The sequence below is a fragment of the Shewanella sp. GD03713 genome, from assembly GCF_029843705.1.
Lineage (GTDB): Bacteria > Pseudomonadota > Gammaproteobacteria > Enterobacterales > Shewanellaceae > Shewanella.
Window position 1 is genome coordinate 2221203 of record NZ_JAOCIW010000001.1, and the last position, 20866, is coordinate 2242068.

17 protein-coding genes and 3 pseudogenes are annotated in these 20866 nt (G+C 45.9%); 8 read left to right on the forward strand and 12 right to left on the reverse strand.

The features are described 5' to 3' along the window. Window positions 1-394: 394 nt before the first annotated feature. The 5 genes from can to N5E87_RS09880 form a co-directional block, all read right to left on the reverse strand. Entirely contained in the window at window positions 395-1000 is a 606-nt protein-coding gene (can, locus tag N5E87_RS09860) for a carbonate dehydratase (protein WP_089067888.1), read from the reverse strand. Window positions 1001-1153: 153 nt separating this feature from the next. After that, complete coding sequence (locus N5E87_RS09865; protein WP_279768255.1) at window positions 1154-1984, reverse strand: alpha/beta fold hydrolase; 831 nt, start codon at window positions 1982-1984, stop codon at window positions 1154-1156. Between the two features lie 65 nt (window positions 1985-2049). After that, on the reverse strand, window positions 2050-2850 hold the full coding sequence (locus N5E87_RS09870) for a M15 family metallopeptidase (protein ID WP_279775302.1): 801 nt from the start codon (window positions 2848-2850) through the stop codon (window positions 2050-2052). Continuing rightward, window positions 2844-3989 carry a succinyl-diaminopimelate desuccinylase gene (gene dapE / locus N5E87_RS09875; RefSeq protein ID WP_279768261.1) on the reverse strand — a complete coding sequence of 382 codons (1146 nt, stop codon included), beginning with the start codon at window positions 3987-3989 and terminating at the stop codon, window positions 2844-2846. The genes N5E87_RS09870 and dapE overlap by 7 nt, the downstream gene beginning before the upstream one ends. Then, window positions 3986-4390: an ArsC family reductase gene (locus N5E87_RS09880; RefSeq protein ID WP_011626269.1), complete on the reverse strand. Its 405-nt coding sequence runs from the start codon at window positions 4388-4390 to the stop codon at window positions 3986-3988. Before N5E87_RS09880 ends, dapE begins: the two co-directional genes overlap by 4 nt. Window positions 4391-4562: 172 nt before the next feature. Here N5E87_RS09880 and N5E87_RS09885 point away from each other — a divergent pair, with 172 nt between their 5' ends. Then, window positions 4563-4739 carry a hypothetical protein gene (locus N5E87_RS09885; protein ID WP_198134665.1) on the forward strand — a complete coding sequence of 59 codons (177 nt, stop codon included), beginning with the start codon at window positions 4563-4565 and terminating at the stop codon, window positions 4737-4739. A gap of 85 nt (window positions 4740-4824) precedes the next feature. Here N5E87_RS09885 and N5E87_RS09890 read toward each other — a convergent pair whose 3' ends face one another. Next, the gene (locus tag N5E87_RS09890) at window positions 4825-7497 is read right to left on the reverse strand and encodes a TonB-dependent receptor (protein ID WP_279775303.1); all 2673 of its coding nucleotides are present in this window, start codon (window positions 7495-7497) and stop codon (window positions 4825-4827) included. A gap of 448 nt (window positions 7498-7945) precedes the next feature. Beyond that, window positions 7946-9187 (reverse strand): annotated as a pseudogene (gene umuC, locus N5E87_RS09895) (translesion error-prone DNA polymerase V subunit UmuC); the annotation flags it as partial. A 109-nt stretch (window positions 9188-9296) separates the two neighbouring features. Between umuC and N5E87_RS09900 the strand changes: the two are divergent. The 5 genes from N5E87_RS09900 to N5E87_RS09920 all read left to right on the forward strand — a co-directional run bounded on the left by N5E87_RS09900 (window position 9297) and on the right by N5E87_RS09920 (window position 14866). Further along, window positions 9297-10322, forward strand: coding sequence for a site-specific integrase (locus tag N5E87_RS09900; protein WP_279775304.1), 1026 nt, complete (start codon window positions 9297-9299; stop codon window positions 10320-10322). Window positions 10323-10482: 160 nt separating this feature from the next. After that, entirely contained in the window at window positions 10483-10620 is a 138-nt protein-coding gene (locus N5E87_RS09905) for an integrase (protein ID WP_279775305.1), read from the forward strand. Then, a complete protein-coding gene (locus N5E87_RS09910) occupies window positions 10613-12358 on the forward strand; it encodes a hypothetical protein (RefSeq protein WP_261731772.1) in 1746 nt (581 codons plus the stop codon). The genes N5E87_RS09905 and N5E87_RS09910 overlap by 8 nt, the downstream gene beginning before the upstream one ends. Continuing rightward, complete coding sequence (locus N5E87_RS09915; protein WP_261731773.1) at window positions 12358-14415, forward strand: hypothetical protein; 2058 nt, start codon at window positions 12358-12360, stop codon at window positions 14413-14415. The genes N5E87_RS09910 and N5E87_RS09915 overlap by 1 nt, the downstream gene beginning before the upstream one ends. Beyond that, window positions 14408-14866 (forward strand): hypothetical protein, encoded by a 459-nt coding sequence (locus N5E87_RS09920; protein ID WP_144374600.1) that lies wholly within the window; start codon window positions 14408-14410, stop codon window positions 14864-14866. The genes N5E87_RS09915 and N5E87_RS09920 overlap by 8 nt, the downstream gene beginning before the upstream one ends. Before the next feature lie 199 nt (window positions 14867-15065). On the opposite strand, the pseudogene N5E87_RS09925 reads toward N5E87_RS09920, so the two are convergent. Continuing rightward, a pseudogene (locus N5E87_RS09925) lies at window positions 15066-15188 on the reverse strand (IS5/IS1182 family transposase); the annotation flags it as partial. 65 nt (window positions 15189-15253) lie between these two features. Between N5E87_RS09925 and N5E87_RS09930 the strand changes: the two are divergent. Next, window positions 15254-16234, forward strand: a pseudogene (locus N5E87_RS09930) (IS5 family transposase). A 244-nt stretch (window positions 16235-16478) separates the two neighbouring features. Here the strand turns inward: N5E87_RS09930 and N5E87_RS09935 are convergent. The 4 genes from N5E87_RS09935 to N5E87_RS09950 form a co-directional block, all read right to left on the reverse strand. Next, window positions 16479-16919 (reverse strand): hypothetical protein, encoded by a 441-nt coding sequence (locus N5E87_RS09935; RefSeq protein ID WP_140906933.1) that lies wholly within the window; start codon window positions 16917-16919, stop codon window positions 16479-16481. 28 nt (window positions 16920-16947) lie between these two features. After that, window positions 16948-17352 carry a hypothetical protein gene (locus N5E87_RS09940; RefSeq protein WP_261731774.1) on the reverse strand — a complete coding sequence of 135 codons (405 nt, stop codon included), beginning with the start codon at window positions 17350-17352 and terminating at the stop codon, window positions 16948-16950. A gap of 495 nt (window positions 17353-17847) precedes the next feature. Further along, a complete protein-coding gene (umuD, locus tag N5E87_RS09945; protein WP_086903485.1) occupies window positions 17848-18243 on the reverse strand; it encodes a translesion error-prone DNA polymerase V autoproteolytic subunit in 396 nt (131 codons plus the stop codon). 284 nt (window positions 18244-18527) lie between these two features. Continuing rightward, window positions 18528-19916, reverse strand: a complete 1389-nt coding sequence (locus tag N5E87_RS09950; protein WP_086903484.1) for an SLC13 family permease — start codon at window positions 19914-19916, stop codon at window positions 18528-18530. A 79-nt stretch (window positions 19917-19995) separates the two neighbouring features. On the opposite strand from N5E87_RS09950, the gene N5E87_RS09955 reads away from it, so the two are divergent. Next, window positions 19996-20808 carry a helix-turn-helix transcriptional regulator gene (locus N5E87_RS09955; RefSeq protein ID WP_126513063.1) on the forward strand — a complete coding sequence of 271 codons (813 nt, stop codon included), beginning with the start codon at window positions 19996-19998 and terminating at the stop codon, window positions 20806-20808. Window positions 20809-20866 lie beyond the last annotated feature (58 nt).

Genomic DNA, 20866 nt, shown 5'->3' on the forward strand with positions numbered 1-20866 from the left:
GTGGCGCATGGTCGCGCTGCAATTAACTGGCGGATTATAACTGGGCTAAAGATCCCTTGCGATGTTTTATTGATGAAAATAAGGTCATGTTGACGTTTCGAGCTTAGATTTTGCTCACTTAACACTGTGTTATTGCATGTGTTCGTGCTTGTTAGCCTTTGCGAGCCGTTGTATTAGGGCATGCGAGTCCATTAAGCGAGGTGCAGCTCGAGGTTTAGCCGATGGGTTGAGATGAACTGCGCCATTCAGAGCCAATGGGGCGAGTGTGGAAGTACCTTGGCAACAAGTTAAATTAGGCGGATGGAGCTTGTATGTGGCGTGCATAGATATTGGCATGCATTAAAACAAAAAACCTGCACGGGGCAGGTTTTTGGCGTGTTTCACTCAAACCGATTTAAATCTTTTGCGCGCGATCGACAGTCACATCAAGGTCGGTTAACAGACCATTATCGATACCGTAAATCCAACCGTGGATCGCCAGTTCTTGGCCGCGAGCCCAAGCTTCCTGCACGATAGTGCTGCTGGTGACGTTAGAAACCTGTTCAATTACGTTGAGTTCACACAGACGGTCGAAACGCTTGGCATCATCCATTTGCATTAATTCATCTTGATGAAGACGGTAAACATCACGTAAATGACCGAGCCAGTTGTCGATAAGCCCTAAGCGTTGATTCCCCATGGCGGCACGTACACCACCACAGCCATAGTGTCCTACCACCATAATGTGCTTCACCTTAAGTACATCAATGGCGTATTGCAGAACAGATAGGCAGTTAAGATCGGTGTGGATCACCATGTTGGCAATATTGCGGTGAACGAAGACTTCGCCCGGCATTAAATCGATGATTTGGTTTGAAGGTACTCGGCTGTCGGAACAACCAATCCAAAGATATTCAGGGTTCTGCTGTTTCGCCAGCTGTTCAAAAAAATCAGGGTGCTCTTGGCGAATGCGTCCGGCCCAGCGACGGTTGTTATCGAATAAGGGTTTGAGTAGTTTCATTTTAACCTATTGTTTTATTGACATATTAAAATGTCTTTATTGCCCTAAGTGATGCAAGCAGCACATTTTTAGCAAGAGTATACCAGTAAATTTACGCTTGCTGGTCTATCCAATGTGCCGCAGTTGGGTGGCACCTTGCTGATACGGGCGCTGTTACAATACCTTCGCTAAAAACTGAGTTAAATGCTCAGTGACAAACTCGGCTTGCTCTAGGCTGGAAATATGCCCTGCGTTAGGAATATGCACTAACTGACTGCCGTCGATGGCATCGCTCATCAGGTAACTCTCTAGCACGCTGCGGGCCTTGTCTTCAACCCCGACCATGACTAAACAGGGCAGAGTTAATTGCTCGGCAAATTCCATCGTATCGCGGCGGCCAAAAATCATTCGGCCAAGCTTAACTATGCTCGGGATCGTCTCTGGCGTTTGCGCGGCCAAGTAGGCCTCAAAACGCTGCACTAATTCGGGATTATTCGCTTTGGCATTATCGGCGAAAAACAGTGGCGAAATGGCGCTGATAAGCGGCGCAGGTATGCTGCCGGCGGCTTGGATCGTGTCCAGCATGCCATAATATTTAGCACGGGTGATCTCTGGCTCAAACCCAATAAAACTGTCGAGCATCACCAGAGCATTGACGCGCGCGGGGGCTTTAAGCACGAGCTCGGCGCCCCACATGGCACCCACGGATAAACCGATAACCGCAAATTGCTCGATGTTGAGGCTATCCATCAGAGTCAGCATATGCTCGCTGATGTCTAAGAGGCTGTTGCAGCTTTCTGGGACGGCGCCCGATTGGCCGTGTCCCCAGAGTTCGGGCACGATGCAGCGATACTGTTGACTTAAGCTGGCAATTTGCGGCGCCCACATGGCGCTATCCCAGAGGTAACTGTGGCCAAATAACAGCGCTGGGCCTGAACCTATATCGAGGTAACTGAGTTGGCTACCGGCGATGTTGAGTTGTTTTCTGTGTGAAGAAAAATCCATAAAACCTACTTTTAAAGATAAGCGCCGAGTAAAAGGCGCCATCGAGTTGTGCGAATGGCGACACCTTAAGGCTGTGCAATTCGATGTACATATTCCGCCACAAGCACAGGTAAACGGGCGAGCACCGCTTCTTTAAGCAACATCTCGCTGCGCTGGATAACCTGCGCTAAGGCCTGCACCTCAAATTGGGGTAACAGGGTTTGAGACACGGGGAAATAGCTGATATGCCAAGGCTCGGCGCTGACGGCGCTTTTACCGCGCTGAAAAGGAAAATAAAACCCAAAATCCTTGGCGTGCTGGAGTAGCCACTGGTGCAAGTGGGCACAAGGGCCGCCATCAGTGTATTCCGCTTCCACTAATCGCAGGGATTTCACCTCGATTTGCTTGGCATCAAACACATCGATATCCGTGCCCCAGTGATGGCGTGACGCGCCTGGCAGTGCCGACCAGAGCAAAATCAAATCGACTAATGCATCATCGCTCAGTGGACTGATATCCACGGGCTGTTCGTTAATATCCAGCACAACACGCTTACCGCTGGCTTTGGCGTTCCAAATGGCGAGTTGCCTGTCAAAAGGACGATAGGCCGAGCAAATCGCGAGGGCTATCCCATCTTTGGCGGCGCTGTCCGCCATCGCCTTAAAGGCGAGGGCGGTTTGAGCCTCCAGCATGAAGCGTGTTTCGCTCGGGTGATAGGGACTCAGCAGTTCGACTAATTGCAGTCTCTGCGCTGACTCTTGGGTTACAGCAGCGGATAAGTCGGTATGTAAGCCCGTGTCTAAACTGCTTGCTATCCCACTCTCTATTCCACTTTCTATTCCATAGAGCTGGGCTGTGTTCCTTAAGCGTGGCGTGGCGTTTAACACAGCAACTGTTCCAAAATCACTTCGTAGCACAGGGCTAACTGCTCGAGATCGTCGATTTTCACGCACTCGTTCACTTTATGGATAGTGGCGTTCACTGGACCGAGTTCCAACACTTTGGCGCCCGTTGGTGCAATAAAGCGTCCATCAGAGGTGCCGCCCGTGGTTTGCGGATCGGTATCATAGCCAGTGATCTGACGTATAGCATGGCGAGTCGCGTCTAACAGTGGGCCTTCGCCGGTTAAAAATGGCAGACCGTTGAAGGTCCAGCTGATGTCATAATCCAGTTCGTGGGCGGTCAATAAGGCCTCCACGCGCTCGATTAATATCTCGGCGGTCACTTCGGTCGAATAACGGAAGTTAAACATCACCTCTAGGGTGCCTGGGATCACGTTCGATGCGCCCGTACCGCCATTAATATTGGCGATTTGCATGCTGGTGGGCGGGAAGAATTCGTTGCCATTATCCCAATGGGTTTGGCTTAACTCGGCTAAAAACGGCGCGGCTTTGTGGATTGGGTTATCCGCAAGGTGCGGATAGGCCACATGGCCCTGAATGCCCTTAACGGTCAAGTTGGCGGTCAGGCTGCCACGGCGTCCATTTTTGACCACATCACCGAGTTTTAGGGTCGATGAGGGTTCGCCCACCAGCGCCCAAGTGATTTTTTCATTGCGGGCTTCTAGGGTGTCGATAACCCGTGTGGTGCCATTGATAAAGGGGCCTTCTTCATCGCTGGTGATCAAAAACGCAATCGAGCCGGGGTGATTTGGGTGCTTAGCCACAAAACGCTCGGTCGCGACGATCATCGCCGCCAATGAGCCTTTCATGTCTGCCGCGCCGCGGCCATAGAGGTAACCGTCGATAATGGTTGGCTCAAAAGGTGGGGTATGCCAGCGGCTTAAATCGCCTGCGGGCACTACATCGGTATGGCCAGCAAAACAAAATACTGGGCCTTCATTACCGCGACGCGCCCACATATTGGTGGTGTCTTCAAAGACCATGGGCTCAATATTAAAGCCAATGGCGGCAAGACGTGCGGCCATCAGGGTTTGGCAGCCTTCATCCAGCGGGGTGACCGAAGGACGGGCGATTAACGCTTTAGTCAGTTCGGTAACTGGGTGGGTGTTCGAAGCGTGCGTCATAGGGAAAAGGCCTTCTTATATTCGGCTTCGTTAAAGCCCACCAGCACTTGTTCACCCACCACTAGCACTGGGCGCTTGATCAGCGTCGGGTGAGTGAGCATCAGTTGAATGGCTTTGGCTTGGTCGATATTGGCCTTATCTGCATCACTCAAGGCGCGAAAACTGGTACTGCGTTTGTTAAAGACAGTTTCCCATCCTGCAATTTGACACCAATGCTGAAGATCCTTTTCTGCTAATCCATCTTCCCTAAAGTCATGGAAGTTGACCGAAAGTTGATGGGTTTCAATCCATTTACGTGCTTTACGCACTGTATCGCAATTTTTAATACCAAAAAGGGTCAAGATGATGCTCCTATCGCGGGGCGCCGTTGGCACGCATTGATTTTGCTCGCATTGTGGCATTGTGCGTTAGATGCCACAAGGGGGTTATCGTATTGTATGGTCATCAATTGCAGCCGATGCAGCCAATGGCAAAAGGATTTTTTAGCACAAGCGCTTAAGCGTCACTTAAGTATTGGCTTCTAGCCTAAGTATTGAACCTGAGCATTGAGCCTAAATCGACAAGGGGATCGCTATGAATATCAGTGCAAGCAGCCCAATGTTAGCGCATAGCTATGCTGCCAACCGTTCATCTTCACCCACTGCGTTACCCGCTCAACCTGCACCAGCCAAAGTGGAAGAGGTGAGCGAGTCCGCCAAAGAGCGCGCCCGTGAGGCGAGTCAAGGCGAATCGATTGATACCTACGCGTAACTGAGTGTGAAGCCAATAGATAAAAGCCGAGCAGTTGCTCGGCTTTGTGTTTGAGGAAGCAATACTAATCAAAACATGAGGTTGATTAGAAGTTCATCTCTACCGCTAAATAATATTCACGCCCAACAACGTTGTAGTAAGAACGTGGATAGTGCGGCCAAGAGTTTTGGGTTTCATCAATCTCAGGGCCTGCATCGAAGATATTATTAATCCCGCCGGAGAACTTAATCGCATCGGTTAACATATAGCTGGCGGCCCAGTTCACTTCGACATGGCTATCGATAGTGACGGCATATTTATCCGCTAACCCATTGTTAATGAATGCCTCTTTACGCTGGCCATTCATGCTGTCGGTGTACTTGACCAGCAGGTTGGTAGCGAAGTCATCGTAGTTCCAACCCAGATTTAAGTTACCACGGATTTGCGGGGCAGAGCCGTCACCATCGATCAGATCTAAAGGCTCTGAATCTGGGGTTAATTGCTCCTCCCACTTCAATAAATAGGTGCCTTCTAAGCGGGCGGTGACATCGCCGTAGCCTGAAGTCTCATAGCGATAGCCCACCGAGAAGTCGATACCCGAAGTTTCTTGGGATGACATGTTGATGGCTTGAGTATTCACTTGAATTAACTTGCCGCTTGCATCGCGGAAAATCTTATCGGCGAAGGCATCAGAGTGATCCAAGATATACTGGGCGCTTGGGCTATTGACTAGGTTATCGATTTCAACAATCCAGTAGTCCAAGGTTAAATTGAGATCGTTATAATCCCACACCATGCCGAGGTTATAGTTTTTACCGGTTTCCGCTTCAAGTTCTGGGTTTGCACCGATAGTAATTGGCAGTGAGTCAATCTTCTCACAGGCAGGGCCCGTGCCACCCGCGGCCTCACAGGTTGGAGTGTCGATCACTGTGCTATAGGCTGCCGTTGGTTCACCAAATAAGCGCTGCATGTCTGGCGCTCGGAAGGTTTCTGCATACAGACCGCGTAACAACAGATTATCAATCGGGCGATACTCGACTGCGACTTGTGGGCTGAATTGACCGCCGACATCGGATAAATCGTCATAGTAGTCGTAACGGCCCGCAAGGGTGACGGTGAGGTTTTCAATCACAGGCACGGCGACTTCGGCATAACCTGCATATTGCTCACGTTCACCTTGGGCGCTGCTGCCGCCTTTGCCAATCACGCCACCATTGCTGGTGAAGCTATCGGACTTATCGTAGAACCATTCTTTACCGTATTCGACGCCCACGGCATAAGCCACTGTGCCTGCTGGTAATTCAAAGGCATCGCCACTGATCCCCGCGTTGAAGCTCGATAGGGTAGATTGCCCCTTCTTACCACCTTGGAAATCCAGCATTGCGGCATCGTCCGGTGAAATCACATCCAGCAGCGAATTGCCGTTTGTGCCTGCGGTGAGGTAATTCCACATGCTTTGGTAGGTGGGTGAACCTGCGGTGGTGGAGTCTACCGTTTGGCGCGCAATCGACCACGAGGTGTCGTACTCGATTGAATCGGTGAGGTAACCTTTGCTGCCTAATAAGAAGGAGAAGTTATTGGTCTCAAAATCAGAGGTGCGTGGACCTAACTCCGACATACGGCGAGTGTAGTAATAGTCCCCATCGGCAGCGCCGGCAAAATCTCCGCCGAAGGCGGTATTTTTATCGAAGACTTGAGATAACCCATTGAGTTCATCAACAATAGTGACGTTATTGCCCGATACGTTGAACATAAAATCTTCGCCGACCGTTGCCGATTCAATCTCAGTGTAGGTCGAGGCATGGGTGTAATCGAGGCGCGAATACAGCTGATGATTGTCGTTTAAGTCTTTGGTGAGGTTGATCATGGTTGAATAGCGTTTTTGCTCAGGCGAAAAGTCGCGCTGTGCGGAGCGATCGAACCCACACTTACCATTGGCCATCATCACATAGCCGCGCGCATCACATTCTGCGGCGCTTAAGGTCTTGAGTAATTTACCATTGCTATCCACAAGGTTGGCGCCATAGGAGCTGTAGCTGGAATAGTAGTTACCCGGAACAATATCGGTCCCCCATTCAGGACGATCCGAGGCTTTTAACGCTTGGCGATCTTCATATTCGGCGAAGAAGGTCAGGTTCGCTTTATCACTGCTGACACCCGTCATAAAGGAGAACTGGTTATTTTGCAGACCACCATCGAAGGTATCAGAGTGACGGTATTTGAAGGTGCTTTGTTCAACGTCTTTTTTCAAGATGATGTTAATTACACCGCCCATCGCATCTGAGCCGTAAATTGCCGAGGCGCCCGTGGTTAAAATCTCGATGCGTTCAATGGCCCCTAACGGAATGTTAGCGGTATCGACAAAGCTGTCTGTACCACCAGCACCAAACGGATATTTAGGCACACGTTTGCCATTGATTAATGTCAGTACGCGGCCAGCGCCCACACCACGCAGGTTGACGGCCGATGCCGCTGGAGTAAAGCCGTGCACTTCCTGCTGGGTCATAGATCCACCAGAGTTTTGCGACAGGTTACCTAACACGTCTTGCACTGAGTTAAAGCCGCCTTTTTCGATATCTGCTGCGCTCACCACCACGATAGGGGAGGCATTTTCAAGATCGGTACGTTTAATACGTGAACCCGTGACTTCGATACGCTCCACTTTATCATCGATAACGGCCGCTTCATCGGCGGCAAATACTTGCGGTGTCACCGAGGCGGAGACCAAAGCGAGTAAACTAAAACGAACCGCACGTGCCACGGTTGTTTGCGTAGTCATATTTTCATTCCCTTAACAATGCCATGACGATCAGGAAGGGTTTCATCACGGCTTATATTTATTTGCAACTGCCCTCCATAGTCGGAAAATTATCATTAACAACTTTAATATCAACAGCTTAATTGTTATTCGCATGCTGCCTAAGTGTTGCGTTTGTAAAGGCGGAGAGGCTAATTAAGCGTGAGAGGAAATAAAAAATGACGGCACGGTATGCGCTATGGCGTGGTTGTATCTCAATGTAACGAAACATTGTCTTTACAATGTCAATTTTTGTACTAGGTCTTTAGTTTGATTGAGTTTTAGATTCTGTGAGCTACATCAAGTTGGGATAAAAGCGGTAAATTGGGAGTATCTTATTAACTGTTGAAAATAAGTGCATTATTGTTGAGGCTTTAGGGATTTAACAAACCTTAACAGGTAAGCAAATGGCTTGTTTGCATACTATGGCTTATTTTACTGTCGGGATGTGTGTCCATTGTGTGGTATAGCGAGGAGAGAGTTGGCCACGCTTCATGCACCAATCGGCATTGAGTCCTTGCCCTGCAAATTGGATCTTGGCTTTACCGCTGTGATTAACGCTATCCAGTAGGTTCATCAATTCTTTACTTTTAGGTTGTGGTTTGACTTCATCAAATAATCCTAGTTGAAACACACCTGGCGCATAAAAGTCCCCCAGCATCACACCAGCCTTGGCATAGGCATATCCTTCACGCCAAAGCCTAGATAAGAGCCGCTGCGCTAATGCGATAAAATCACGGGTATCGTCACTGGGATAAGTTAAATTGCCTGTGAGCACCTGACTGTACTGGGGTTGATGTTCAGTGAAATAACTGGTCCGAATAAATACGGATAGGGTACGTGCAAATTGACCCTCAACACGCAGTTTTTCGCAGGCTCGACAGGTGTAATCATTGATGGCCTGCTGCATTGCTGTGAGGTGGGTAATGCGTTCACCAAAAGAGCGAGAACTGACGATTTGCTGTTTTGTCGCCACAAGTTGTTGAATATCATCACAGGCAATACCGTTTAGCTCATGCACCGTTCGTTCGACTGTGACCGAGAAGCTATCTCGGATCAGCTTAGGTGGGGCATCGGCGAGCTGTAGGGCGGTATGTATACCCATAAGCTTTAAACGTTGCGCAATTTTTCGGCCAATCCCCCATACCTCATCAATTGGCGTCAAGGCCATTAATCGCCGTTGGCGTTCCGTCGTGCGTAAATCGACAACACCTTGAGTCATGGGATATTTTTTAGCGGCATAATTGGCGAGTTTGGCTAAGGTTTTACTAGGACCTATGCCAACACAGACACTGATCCCAATCCATTGTTGGATCCGTTGGCGAATATCCGCGGCTAACTGAGTGATATCTTGGCATCTATCGAGCCGAGACAAATCTAAAAAAGCCTCATCAATTGAGTAGACTTCTACCCTGGGCACCATGTGCTCGAGAGTGGTCATCACTCGATTTGAAATATCGGCATAAAGTGCATAGTTGGAGGAAAATACCGCTATATTATGGGCGCGGATCATGTCCATCACCTGATACACGGGGACGGCCATTTTGACGCCTAATTGTTTCGCCTCTGCTGAGCGTGCAACCACGCAACCGTCGTTATTGGAGAGCACAACGATGGGTTTGCCTTGAAGATCGGGGCGAAACAAGCGTTCGCAGGAAGCGTAGAAGTTATTACCATGACAGGTTGATGTAGGAAAAGCATCTTACACACATAAATAAATCTGGAAAAGAATTCATTACCGGCTACACTGTATGTATAGCCAGTGCTTTCATGAGAATTTTATGGCGTTTTTAATCAGATCTAGTGATGTTTTTAAAGAAACAAATCTCTCTATAAGTAATGGGCAATGTTCTGTTACACCTACCACTGATAACATTGGTTCACTGCCAACGCTTTATTCTGAACATGGTGAATTTAATCACCAAGCCAATAGCTACTTCTTCTATCAAAAGGCAATCAAGCAAGCGATAGACTTACAACCCTGCGCTCAAGCTTTAAAGGGCTACTATCAGTTTCTTGAGGATAAAAACCTTCAATGGGATATGTTCCCACCAGTTAAGCGTTTAAAGCCAACTTACTTATTTCGATCCCATTTATTGCAGTTAATAAAAAAGGGAGAGCTTGCTCATTCCACAGCAAGTGTACGTATGAACCAAGTCGTTAATTACTATAAGTGGTTGATGCATGATGGTTATCTAAAGATTAAAAATGAGAAAGAAGCGCCCTTTAGAATGGAGTTCGTATCTATTAAGCGAACCGATATGCTGGCTCATATTGCTCCAAGCTTCATCATTGCAACCAGTGATTTAAGAATCAAAGTGCCGCGAGACAGTGACAGCAAAAACATTCGCCCCTTAACACCATTAAGTCAGGATGCGTTATCGACACTGACCACCTATCTACCTGTAGCATCCGAAGAACTAGGGCTTCAAATTTTAATCTCCATTGATACTGGACTTCGAATTCAAGAGGTTGCCACACTAACACTTGATGCTCTCGATATTGCAAAACCACTTGCTGAATCTGAGCATCGTTATGAGATAGCGGTTTCACCTCAACGAAATGGTGTTCAAACGAAATACCGCAAAGAGAGGACGATTGAAATATCGAAGACTTTGCTTGATAAACTAGACGTTTATCGTACTTCTGAACGACGTTTGAAACGAGTTATCAAGCTAAATACCAAGCTCAATAACCTAGAAGAATCAGCAAAGGGATTAAGCTACGAAACCGTTGAAGCACTAGAGTTTTGCTTAAATCATGAACCCTTGTTTGTGAGTGAGCCAAGGCAACCCTGTATCACCTAAGTCCATTGAAGCTAGGTGGGGGGAGCTAAGAACGACAATTAAACAAACGAACCCAGCTTTTGAACATCGTTTTCACGATTTTCGTTCAACGTATGGCACATATCGCCTTAATGACCTTCTTGAAGCAGGCTTACCTGTCGCGGGATGCATGGAGCTACTCATGGGGTGGATGGGACATAAAAACGAATCAACTACTTGGAAATATTTGCGCTACCTCAAGCGTAAAGAAGCCTTCAAGGTGAAATTTGGCATATTAGACAGCATCATGCATGAAGTTTTGGAGACTGAGAATGAGTAATGTCACGCACCTTCATGGTTGGATACCCGACTTGTGTATTCAGGTGAAGTTGGAGGGTAAAAAACTACTTGATTTTAATCGTTTATTGAAAAAAAACCTGCCATCTACTGAAGATTTAAAGAAAGGTAAACAGTTTGAAGATGCCGGTAGGAAAGACTTTATTTATCAAATGAAAACTCGGTATGAAGAATTTATCGAGGAAGATGGTAGTCACGAAAAACTATACTCCTATTTCATAACGTTAACTCAATATATTCGGTGGTGTGACGAGAGTGATATTGAAGCCTTTAATCAATCATCAATCGAAGGCTATATGAATTATCAAAATGAACGTGTCATGCTAGGGCAAATCAAAAACGCAACCTATAATAAAACCCACGCAGTATGTCAGACCCTCTTGACTGAATATCTAGATTTACCCCGCTCGAACTTTGATAATATTGTTACGCGATATAGTGATGATGTCGAACCCTTTGAAGCCTATACTCGAAGCGACTTAAAGCAAATACTCCCTTTTTTGAGGGCATTATTTAAGCAAACACATCAACAGTTTATAGATAATCCTGAGAAACATATTCAAGCGTATAAATCGATACCAACCATGACCTTTCACTGGAAAGGATGTGAATACAAATTATGTGCAGCTATCTCTAAGATGATGTCCGCTGCTACATATCTAATGGCGTATTACACCTACGTAAACACAAGTGATTTGTTCAAGTTAAAGCAACCAGAGAACGCTTCAACCACAGCTGGTGAGGTATGGTATACGATGCCAGCATTTAAACGAAGAGCGTTTAAAACCATTAGCGTTGAAATGGGTGAACACGAACTAGAAATCCCAAAATATTCGATGGACTTTTTTGATAAGTTACTTGAGGCTTCACGATTAATTTCTACTGGGGAAGATGCCTTACTACTGCAAACTATTGCCATGAAAAAAGTACAGCCTGTCAAAAGGAATACCTTAAATACTTTCCTTGCACATTGGGTGGAAAGGTACTTCACTTTCAACGATCAAACGGGGCGACGATTACGCCCTATGGTAAGTCGTTTTCGTGAAACAGGCGCACGATTAACCGCTTATCATCAGAGTGAAATAGTAAATAACATCATGCTTGGGAATACATCCAATACTCGAAAAAAGAGTTACAGTGAAGGCAATAAACACAGTAACAATGGGATGCTGCAAGACACTTTCGCCATTCGTGAAGAACAAATAAAACAAGGTGTATCACCCAAGGAAGCACAAGAAAACCTTGGTATTGATGTGCTTGTGATTGAAAAAGAGAATGCGATTGAAATACCAAATCTCAGCCGCACATCTAATGGTGGTAGTTGTAGCGACCCCTTTGGTAGTAAGTCAGAAAAACACACCCAAAAGGCGCTGAAGCAAGGGCTAGCCAAGGATGGAGAGCGATTGGCTTGTGCGGATTTATTGGCGTGTTTTGGTTGTCCTTATCAAGTCATCGTTCAATCCGTTGCGGATATTTGGTGCTTGCTGTCATTTAGGGCGTGCATTGAAGAGTCGCGGTACCTACATTTGGATGCTCACCATTACCGCAAGAATTTTGAACAAGTCATAGTGTTTATAGATTCTAAAATTCTTCCCGATATCAATTCTAAAATCTTAAAACAAGCTGAAGAAAAACTGAATGATGAAGGGCTTCACCCAGTGTGGAATGAGCCTGAATCCATTCTTTTCTTAATCCCTAATCGTCAACAGAAGAGCGTGTAATGCCAGTTCAGCACTTATATTTAGATAGCTTCCCTGAGCAGCATAAAGTAGAAGAAGCCGATGTGGTCACGCTCTATCATGAAGAACGTTTTGATGAGCTTGATAAGGTTGTGATCTGCAAGGATGAATCAGGCAAGGTAACAGCCTACTTCGGTGATAGCGCTTGGTATTGCTTTGCGTTTTCACGAAACAAAAGGGAGCATAAGAACACTCTTAATTTCAATCAATTCAATAACAATAAAGACTTACAGCGAGAGTTGAAACTTTTTACCTACGGTTGGTTATTCAATAAAGGTCCAAAACAGCGTAAGGCTTTGAAGTTTAGTAGTATATTTTCAAGGCTCAAATATACGAACATGCCTTACAGTCATTTGGTAGAGCAAGGCTTTGATTCTATACGCGCTCTTTCGAAATCATCAAATTGGACTAACTTTGAAGGGGATTTGGTTGAAAAACAATACTCTCAATCTTCAATAAGGACATGTGTTGTCTCTATCAATTCAATCATTAGAGATTCAGCATGGCATAAGGTTAAGCATGAGTTTCTTGGACCTTTAAAGCCTGACGTTGTTGCTAGAAGGTTAATTCAGTTAGAGGCACAACAAACACTGACCATTCCAGAGCGTTTGTGCGATGCCATTTATGGCAAAGCGATTGAACTGATTGAGGAAGCACACCCTAATAGGAAGCTAATTGCTCAAGTCGAGAGTGAACTTCAAGAGAACTACCGTGAAGGTGATCGACGTCTCAATGAAAAGGTGGCGAGTGGTGAAAGCTTCCCCTTTATGTCGGCTAATGGCGAAATAGATAAACAAATACGTGCCGCTTATATACGTGACAACAAACCTCGAAACCCAAGTGATATTATTTCGCCTCTTGCACAAAAACTGCCTAACATACCACTTGCCAATAGCTCGGAATTTCAGCGATATCGAGAGCAGTTAATCAATGCAAGCTACATCGTGTGTGGCGGTTTTAGTGGTATGCGTGATTCAGAGTTAGATAAGCTCACGCCAAATAGCTATTACAAGGATACTTTTGAAGGTCGTGAGTATCATATGCTCCAATCACACACCTTTAAGTTGGGTGAAAAACGAGAAACATGGGTAACAGCCAGTTCATCTAAGATCGCAATTGAACTCATGACAACGCTAACTGAAAGGTGGCGACAAGAAGTGACCTATCCAGATAAAAAGTACACAAACACTCTTTGGGTTAACCAATCAGTTCGCTCTAAACCACCCACATTAATCTCATCCTGGAATGCACGTCTTCAGATGTTCTGCAAGCAATTCAATTTTATTGTGACAGAGGAAGACCACCAAGAATGCCTAGATTCTAACCCTCAATCACATGTGAGGGTTAAAAAGTATGTCCTAGTCGGTAAGCCTTGGCACATGGCTACACACCAATTTAGACGCTCTTTGGCATTCTATTGCATTAAGAACCGTTTTGGCACAATGGTCGCTCTCAAGCAGCAGTTCAAGCACCTGTATCTTGCTATGACCGAGTGGTACACCAACGGTGGCAAGCTAGCCAGTTATCGAAGCCTTGTTGTGGATGAAAAAATCCAGTCCATGCTTGAGGACATTAACGCTGAAACCACGGCAAATAAAATCTTCAAACAGTGGCACTCTAGTGAAAAATTATCAGGCTCACATGGCAAAGCGATCATGCAAATGCGAGGAAATGTCCCAACCATCTACAGTTCGTGGGATGTCATCTACAAGGCCGTCAAGGATGGTAAGCTCACCCTTCATGGCACGACTCATAGCTACTGTAAAAATGGATACAATTGCGATATGGATGGTGTTGTCATGCCTCAATTCTGTGTCGATTGCGGCTCAGGCAGCAGCATCATTGACGAGGAACAAGCTCGGTGGTGGCAGAAAAAGCACAACAGTTTGGTTGCTTACATGGAATCCGACGAAGATATTTCGGTGAGTGAGCGTAGCCACTACATCACCCAAGTAAGAGCCGCAGAGATAGTCATGGCTGATTTTGAACTGCCATTTACCCCTTTCGAACCTGACTTAAAGGTAGCGACTCATGAGTAAGAGCGAAAACACATTACTAGCGCTTGAAGCGGCTCTAGAACGCATTAAACAGGGTAAGCCTAAGCGTATCCCTGTCCATCGCAAGCTCAGTGTACGCGCTGTTGAGGAGGAAGCGAACCTGGGCAACGGCAGTGGCTATTACTACCCCGAGTTTGTTGATAAGGTTAAACAGACTAAAGCTGAAATCGCGGCAGGCAACGGTGAAATAATCCGGCCAGAGATCCAGACCGTGCGCACTAAGCTCAAAGAGCAAAAGCGTATCAAGGATAACTACAAGGCTAAGTATGAGACGGAGCGAGAGAAGTTAGCCTTATTTGCGGCTGCGCAGCATCACTTGAATGATAAGCTGGTTCAGGCGTTAACTCGTGTGGATGAGTTGGAGCATGAAAATGCAGAGCTTCGGGAGAAGCTTTCTAGGCTAAAAAGAAGTCAGGTCGTGACAATCAAGTAATCCACCAGTAGCCCACTGATATATTGATGTGGGCTACCAAACACTCCACACGACTGCCACTTTTTCCCTAGCTCACTTTTGGACATAAACGTGATAGACCCTTTGCTCTAATTTTGTCATTTCGGATTACCCAAAGTATGGCACCACCTCACAGCTTGCTGTCCATAACAGTAGAAACTCTCAATTGCGCCAGCCCGCCTTGTTTGTTTTGCTTCCACTCGGCTATCGCTTCTTCATCAATCCAAAAGGTTAAAGAACCACGGTTTATTAAGGCTTTGTTGTACTGCGTCCAGTTGGTTGTTTTGTAACGAGGTTTAGGGATGATGCGAATAAGTCCCTGATATGAGATCATGTACTCATCCAGTTTGCCAAGGAACAGGTCAGCTCATGGAACATCAACTCACATTTGCCGATAGCGAATTCTCCAGTAAACGCCGTCAGACCCGTAAGGAAATCTTCCTGTCTCGGATGGATGCGATTCTTCCTTGGGCAAAACTCCTTGCTGTTATCGAACCTGTTTACCCTAAAGCTGGCAATGGCCGCCGTCCTTATCCATTGGAAACCATGGTGCGTATCCACTGCATGCAGCACTGGTACAACCTAAGTGATGGTGCCATGGAAGATGCGCTCTATGAAATTGCATCAATGCGCTTGTTTGCACATCTATCCTTAGATAGCGCCATGCCTGACCGCACGACCATCATGAATTTTCGCCATCTGTTGGAGCAGCATAAGCTGGCCCGTAAGATACTCAGCACCATAAACCAATGGCTCAGTGAATGCGGTGTCATGATGACGCAAGGCACGTTAGTTGATGCAACGATTATCGAAGCGCCGAGCTCAACTAAAAATAAGCAAAACCAACGTGACGGCGATATGCACCAAACCAAGAAAGGCAACCAATGGCACTTTGGGATGAAGGCACATATCGGCGTCGACGCCAAAAGTGGCTTAACCCACAGCTTGGTGACCACGTCAGCGAACGAGCACGATTTAAATCAGCTGGAAAACTTGCTACACGGTGAAGAACAATTTGTGTCAGCCGATGCCGGTTATCAAGGCGCAGAAAAGCGCAAGGTACTTGCAGATAAGAAGGTCGATTGGCTGATAGCAGAACGTCCGGGCAAAGTCAGAACCCTCAAGCAACATCCACGTCTCAATAAAGTGCTCATCAGAACTGAGTAGTTGAAGGCTAGCATTAGAGCTAAGGTAGAACATCCATTCCGCATCATTAAGTGCCAATTTGGCTTTGTGAAAGCTCGCTATAAAGGCTTGGTGAAAAACGATAATCATCTGGCGATGTTATTTGCGTTGGCCAACATCGTCAGAGTGGACCAGATGTTACGCTATGAGCCGAAGACTACCTAAAATCGGGTAGAAGCCAGAAAACTGGCTAAAAGTGGGATAAAACTGCTGTTTTTTTGCCCAAGACGGGAAAATCGGTGCGGAAAAAGTAGAGGAAGAAACTTCGGTGAATTTAAACCGCAGCGTACTGACTTAATCGCAGGTTCCTTAGGCATGAGGCTACGACGATTAATGGGTGTAGCCGATCAGATCGTAGCTTATTGATTTAGTTTCATCGATTTAAGCAACAAAGCCAATCCAACCGACATTAGGAGGTTAACTCTTTAAGCGTTTGATATAATTCCAGCGGCTTATTAGTTCCAACTACGATTGAAACACCTGAGCGAAAGTCAATTTTAACTCCTTGGAAGCCTGATATATTGTATATAGTTCCTTCAGATGAAATTCGTACTCCCCAACCACAGTACCACTTATTTTTTACCATAGTCACTTTGTTAACATTTGAAAGATCAAACCTCTTTTTAAATAGACCAACTCCGTAACTTAAAGTTAGTTGTTTATCTTCAACACTCACTCTTAACTTGAAGGTCATTAAAAGAACAATACTTAATATAACTATTAAAATTATAAAGTCGTTTTCGCCTTTAAATTCTTGCATACCGAACTTGTTAATCGCAAAAACTGATGCCAAAGTAACGAAATAAATTATAAAAAAAGGATACCCTATTTGATTATTTAAGTAACGCATGAACAACTCTCCTTTATAACAAGTTTTTCTAGGATATACGTTTAGACATGAACTCATTAGCATGGTATTTCATAAGCACGTTTGGCATATACTTCTCATAGTTTTCCTTTAGTGCCGACACAATTTTAGGATCTTTGTGTAAATAAACACAAGATTGACAGTTGTGAGAAACTGTACCAATGGAGTTTCCTATATTATAAATGTAATCTTGAGCATATTCTGGATCTGAATACATACGCTGAATATGATTACTAATTGCTAAGTTTTGCTCTGTATTTATAGGTAGCCTTATAAGGCTGCTTTCTTCAATTTTTGGAGGCTGTTCAGACAAGCTATCTGGTGTGCCATATAAGCCATCTGAATCATGTGCAATGGCTTTTACTGGAATAGATAAGGCTGCAGTGCCTAATATAGCAAGAGGTAGTTTTTTCATTTTAAAATCCATTTATTAATAATATCCATCGATAAGAAATTAAGAGATGAAATTAAAATTGTCAACATCTTTTTTTCTGAATTCGGGAACTAAATCTGTAGCTAGTGATCAGATCGAAATCACTCACAATCTAATTAGTCAACTACTATGCCAAAACTGAATCGCCACTGATATCGTAGACACTTTTTGCATTACTAAAATTTAGCCAACAGGCCAGTACTAAGCAGAGCTAGTTAAGTCATACGAATTAAGGAATGGGGCAGTTTGATGCTGAAAGACATCTGCACTCCTTCCATTGAAAGCACGCCTTAAAGAAGTGACTAATTTTCTGGAAACTGATAACATCAAAACTCAAGTTTTAGGAAAAATAGCTAAAAATTACTATTTTTCTGGAAAAGGCTAGTAAGCCTTATCACACAAACCTTTCCAGATTTATTGCTGATACCACCTGTGTAGGTAATTTATTGCAATCGACGAGGGCAAATAGCGTAGTAGTCATTTGAATTTCTTCACCACACAGGTGACAACACCAAATAGGTTTAGCTCGGAATCATGGTGGATGTTAATGGCTTTAAATGCCGGATTACGGGGTATTAATTGCACTATTGGACGTAACTGCAATTGTTTAACGGTAAACTCACCATCGACGGATGCGACCACAATATCGCCGTGCGTAGCCTGTAATGCTCTGTCCACCACTAATATGTCGCCACTCGAAATGCCCGCATCGACCATTGAGTCTCCCTGTACCTTCACAAAAAATGTTGCTGTGGGGTGTTTAATACAAAGTTCATTGAGATCGAGTGAATGCTCAATGTAATCATGGGCAGGAGAAGGAAATCCAGCCGCAACGGAGGAGCTAAAAAGTGGATACTGTGTTTGTGTGAGCATATGAATAATGAAAATCAAAATACTGTATATAAAAACAGTATAGCGTATTTTGATGACTTGTCGAAAGTGTGTTGAGTAAGACGACAGGCAAACGTTGACGTCGCACAATCAGATGCAAAGGAATAGTAAGCACGACGTGGGGGATGACTTTAGGTCACAACCTTCTAATTCACTGACGTTAACGCATGGGGTTGTTCGCTAAGTTGGTTGCGGCACTCCTTTGCCGCAATTTAGAGTCTCGTTTGGCTCATAAAACTAGGGTTATTTTTATATACCTCAAAGGCTTAGCTTATCCAGTCCAATAACTGCCACCAGAGGTAGTCCAGCGGCATCAGCACTAGTAAGGTGATCAGCGCTAAGGGTAAGGTGACTTTCAGCAGATGGGCGAGGGACTCCTGAGACAATTGCATCGCCAAAATCAGCGGCGGCGCTTGATAGGGGAAAATCACCGTCGAAAAGCCGATCACTTGGGTCATCAATACCGCAGGGAGAGAAAACCCTGTCGCATTCGCTAAGTCGGCAGCCATTGGGGTTAATACCGTGGGTACGCCAGGCACGGTTGCCACTAATCCGGTTAAAGTCGATATCAGTGATAAGGACATAAAGTTGAGGAAGGAGGCGCCTTGTGACAAGGGAAGGTATTGACTGAATACTTGGCCGAGTTCGCTGCCAAGCCCCGATTGATTGACTAAGACGCCTAGTCCGAGTGCGGCGGCAACAAAGATAACCGTTGAAAAATCAACCGATTGATTAAAACGCTTTGGTTCAATAATGCCCCATTTCGGTAGCAAAAGGATGATGGCGGTCGTTAGCCCCACCCATGCTGGATTTATCCCATGCCATGAGTCAGTTATCCAAAATAACAGGGTGATGATGAGTAGCATACCGAGCTTAACTTGCTTGACCACATCATACGCTTCGATATCCGTCGCTGCCGCCATCTGGGTTTTATCTATCTTGGCCGGAAACAAATACACCACGAGTGCTACTATGATGGCCGATTTGAGCAGACCCAAAATCGGAAAATGCAGAAACAGATATTCAGCATAGCCAAAATGCACGTTAAACAGATTTTCGCTCGTACCGGCCAAAATCATATTGGGAATATTGGCGGGCAGCACCGCAAGGCTTGGCATATTACAGGCGAGAGCTAGGGCGGTGGCTATGCCTATTCTACCATTGCTGCCACGGCTAAACCCGAGTTGCTCGGCCAAGGCCATGCCGATGGGCAGCATCACAACCGCGCGCCCAACGGAGGATGGCATCACAAATCCCAGTAACATCGCGCTGATGACCAGTCCTGCGATCATGCGAGGATAACTCATGGTTAACGCGGGGGCGATAAGGGCGGCGAGGCGGCGACTTAATCCCGATTCTGAAATGGCGCTGCCAATCACAAAGCCGGAGATAATTAACCACACCGCCGCCGAACCGAATCCCGAGAACAGCGCACTGGGATCGATCAGTTTAAAAATGGTGGCCAAGGCAAAAAAGATCAGTCCCGCCATAAAGGGCGGAATAAAACCCGTGCTCCAAAACAGCAGGGTGATGAGTACGACCGATGCGCTGTAGGAAAAAAGTGCCGGGTGCTGCTTGAGTGGAAACATAGCCAACAAAATGGCGACGAGCATGGCGCTAAAGATCAACCATTTTTTAATACTTAACTTACCCATAGGGGATCACCTTAATATTGCGGGCATTGATATTGCGGCCTAAGATAGCCCAGTTGATATGGCGTTTTAAGGTGGTAATGTGTCAGATGTTATTTCCAAAGCGACAATGTTGGCGCCCAGCCAATTTGCGTTCACGTTAGACGCAAATCGTCCCGTATTGAGTCATGCGCGCAATCTCGAGGCCGAAATGGGCGTTGAACCCCATTCTCACCCTCGTGGGCAGTTACTTTGGGCGGCAAAAGGGATTTTACGGGTACAGAGCGACAATGCGGTTTGGGTGGTGCCATCGACCCATGCCGTGTGGCTCCCCAGTGGTTGCCGACATCAAATTAACTGCGAAACCCATGCTCATCTTCGCAACTTGTATATCGATCCCAGTTATCGCGTTAGAGTGCAGGACACGCAGGTGGTGATGGTTACCATGACGCCGCTAATGCGCGAAATGGTGCTGAAGCTATGTCAAAACACCTCGATGGAGCCCGCAAAGTATTTCCGCTTGGGTTTAAGTGCCATTGACGAGCTAGATGCACTCGACAGTGTGAATACCTATTTGAATGCGGGCTCGGATCCGCGTCTTGGCCGAGTGATCCAACTGTTGATCAAAAAAACGCAGGCGGAATATACCTTGGCCGAATTAGCCCAAGGTGCGGGGGCGAGTATCAGAACCATTGAACGACTCTTTAAAGCCGAAACCGGGCAGACCTATAGACAATGGCGCCAAAGGTATCGATTACTTAACTCCCTTGAGCGGTTAACCCAAGGGGAGAGCACGACAGGTGTGGCCCATAGTCTGGGGTATTTGAGTGTCAGTAGCTTTAGCGCTGCATTTAAAGCCCTATTTGGTTGTACGCCTCAGGAATACGCCCAAAAAAGCGTGCAAGCCACGCGGTAGCATTACCAATCTTAAATCAAATAGCGACAAAGAGAGCTGCTTTGGATAGCGGCAAAGC

Excerpts from the sequence above, each read along its gene's own strand:
- can (WP_089067888.1), bottom strand. The coding sequence starts at position 1,000 with ATGAAACTACTCAAACCCTTATTCGATAACAACCGTCGCTGGGCCGGA.
- N5E87_RS09865 (WP_279768255.1), bottom strand. The coding sequence starts at position 1,984 with ATGGATTTTTCTTCACACAGAAAACAACTCAACATCGCCGGTAGCCAA.
- dapE (WP_279768261.1), bottom strand. The coding sequence starts at position 3,989 with ATGACGCACGCTTCGAACACCCACCCAGTTACCGAACTGACTAAAGCG.
- N5E87_RS09880 (WP_011626269.1), bottom strand. The coding sequence starts at position 4,390 with ATGCCACAATGCGAGCAAAATCAATGCGTGCCAACGGCGCCCCGCGAT.
- N5E87_RS09885 (WP_198134665.1), top strand. The coding sequence starts at position 4,563 with ATGAATATCAGTGCAAGCAGCCCAATGTTAGCGCATAGCTATGCTGCC.
- N5E87_RS09890 (WP_279775303.1), bottom strand. The coding sequence starts at position 7,497 with ATGACTACGCAAACAACCGTGGCACGTGCGGTTCGTTTTAGTTTACTC.
- N5E87_RS09900 (WP_279775304.1), top strand. The coding sequence starts at position 9,297 with ATGGCGTTTTTAATCAGATCTAGTGATGTTTTTAAAGAAACAAATCTC.
- N5E87_RS09905 (WP_279775305.1), top strand. The coding sequence starts at position 10,483 with ATGGGGTGGATGGGACATAAAAACGAATCAACTACTTGGAAATATTTG.
- N5E87_RS09910 (WP_261731772.1), top strand. The coding sequence starts at position 10,613 with ATGAGTAATGTCACGCACCTTCATGGTTGGATACCCGACTTGTGTATT.
- N5E87_RS09915 (WP_261731773.1), top strand. The coding sequence starts at position 12,358 with ATGCCAGTTCAGCACTTATATTTAGATAGCTTCCCTGAGCAGCATAAA.
- N5E87_RS09920 (WP_144374600.1), top strand. The coding sequence starts at position 14,408 with ATGAGTAAGAGCGAAAACACATTACTAGCGCTTGAAGCGGCTCTAGAA.
- N5E87_RS09935 (WP_140906933.1), bottom strand. The coding sequence starts at position 16,919 with ATGCGTTACTTAAATAATCAAATAGGGTATCCTTTTTTTATAATTTAT.
- N5E87_RS09940 (WP_261731774.1), bottom strand. The coding sequence starts at position 17,352 with ATGAAAAAACTACCTCTTGCTATATTAGGCACTGCAGCCTTATCTATT.
- umuD (WP_086903485.1), bottom strand. The coding sequence starts at position 18,243 with ATGCTCACACAAACACAGTATCCACTTTTTAGCTCCTCCGTTGCGGCT.
- N5E87_RS09950 (WP_086903484.1), bottom strand. The coding sequence starts at position 19,916 with ATGGGTAAGTTAAGTATTAAAAAATGGTTGATCTTTAGCGCCATGCTC.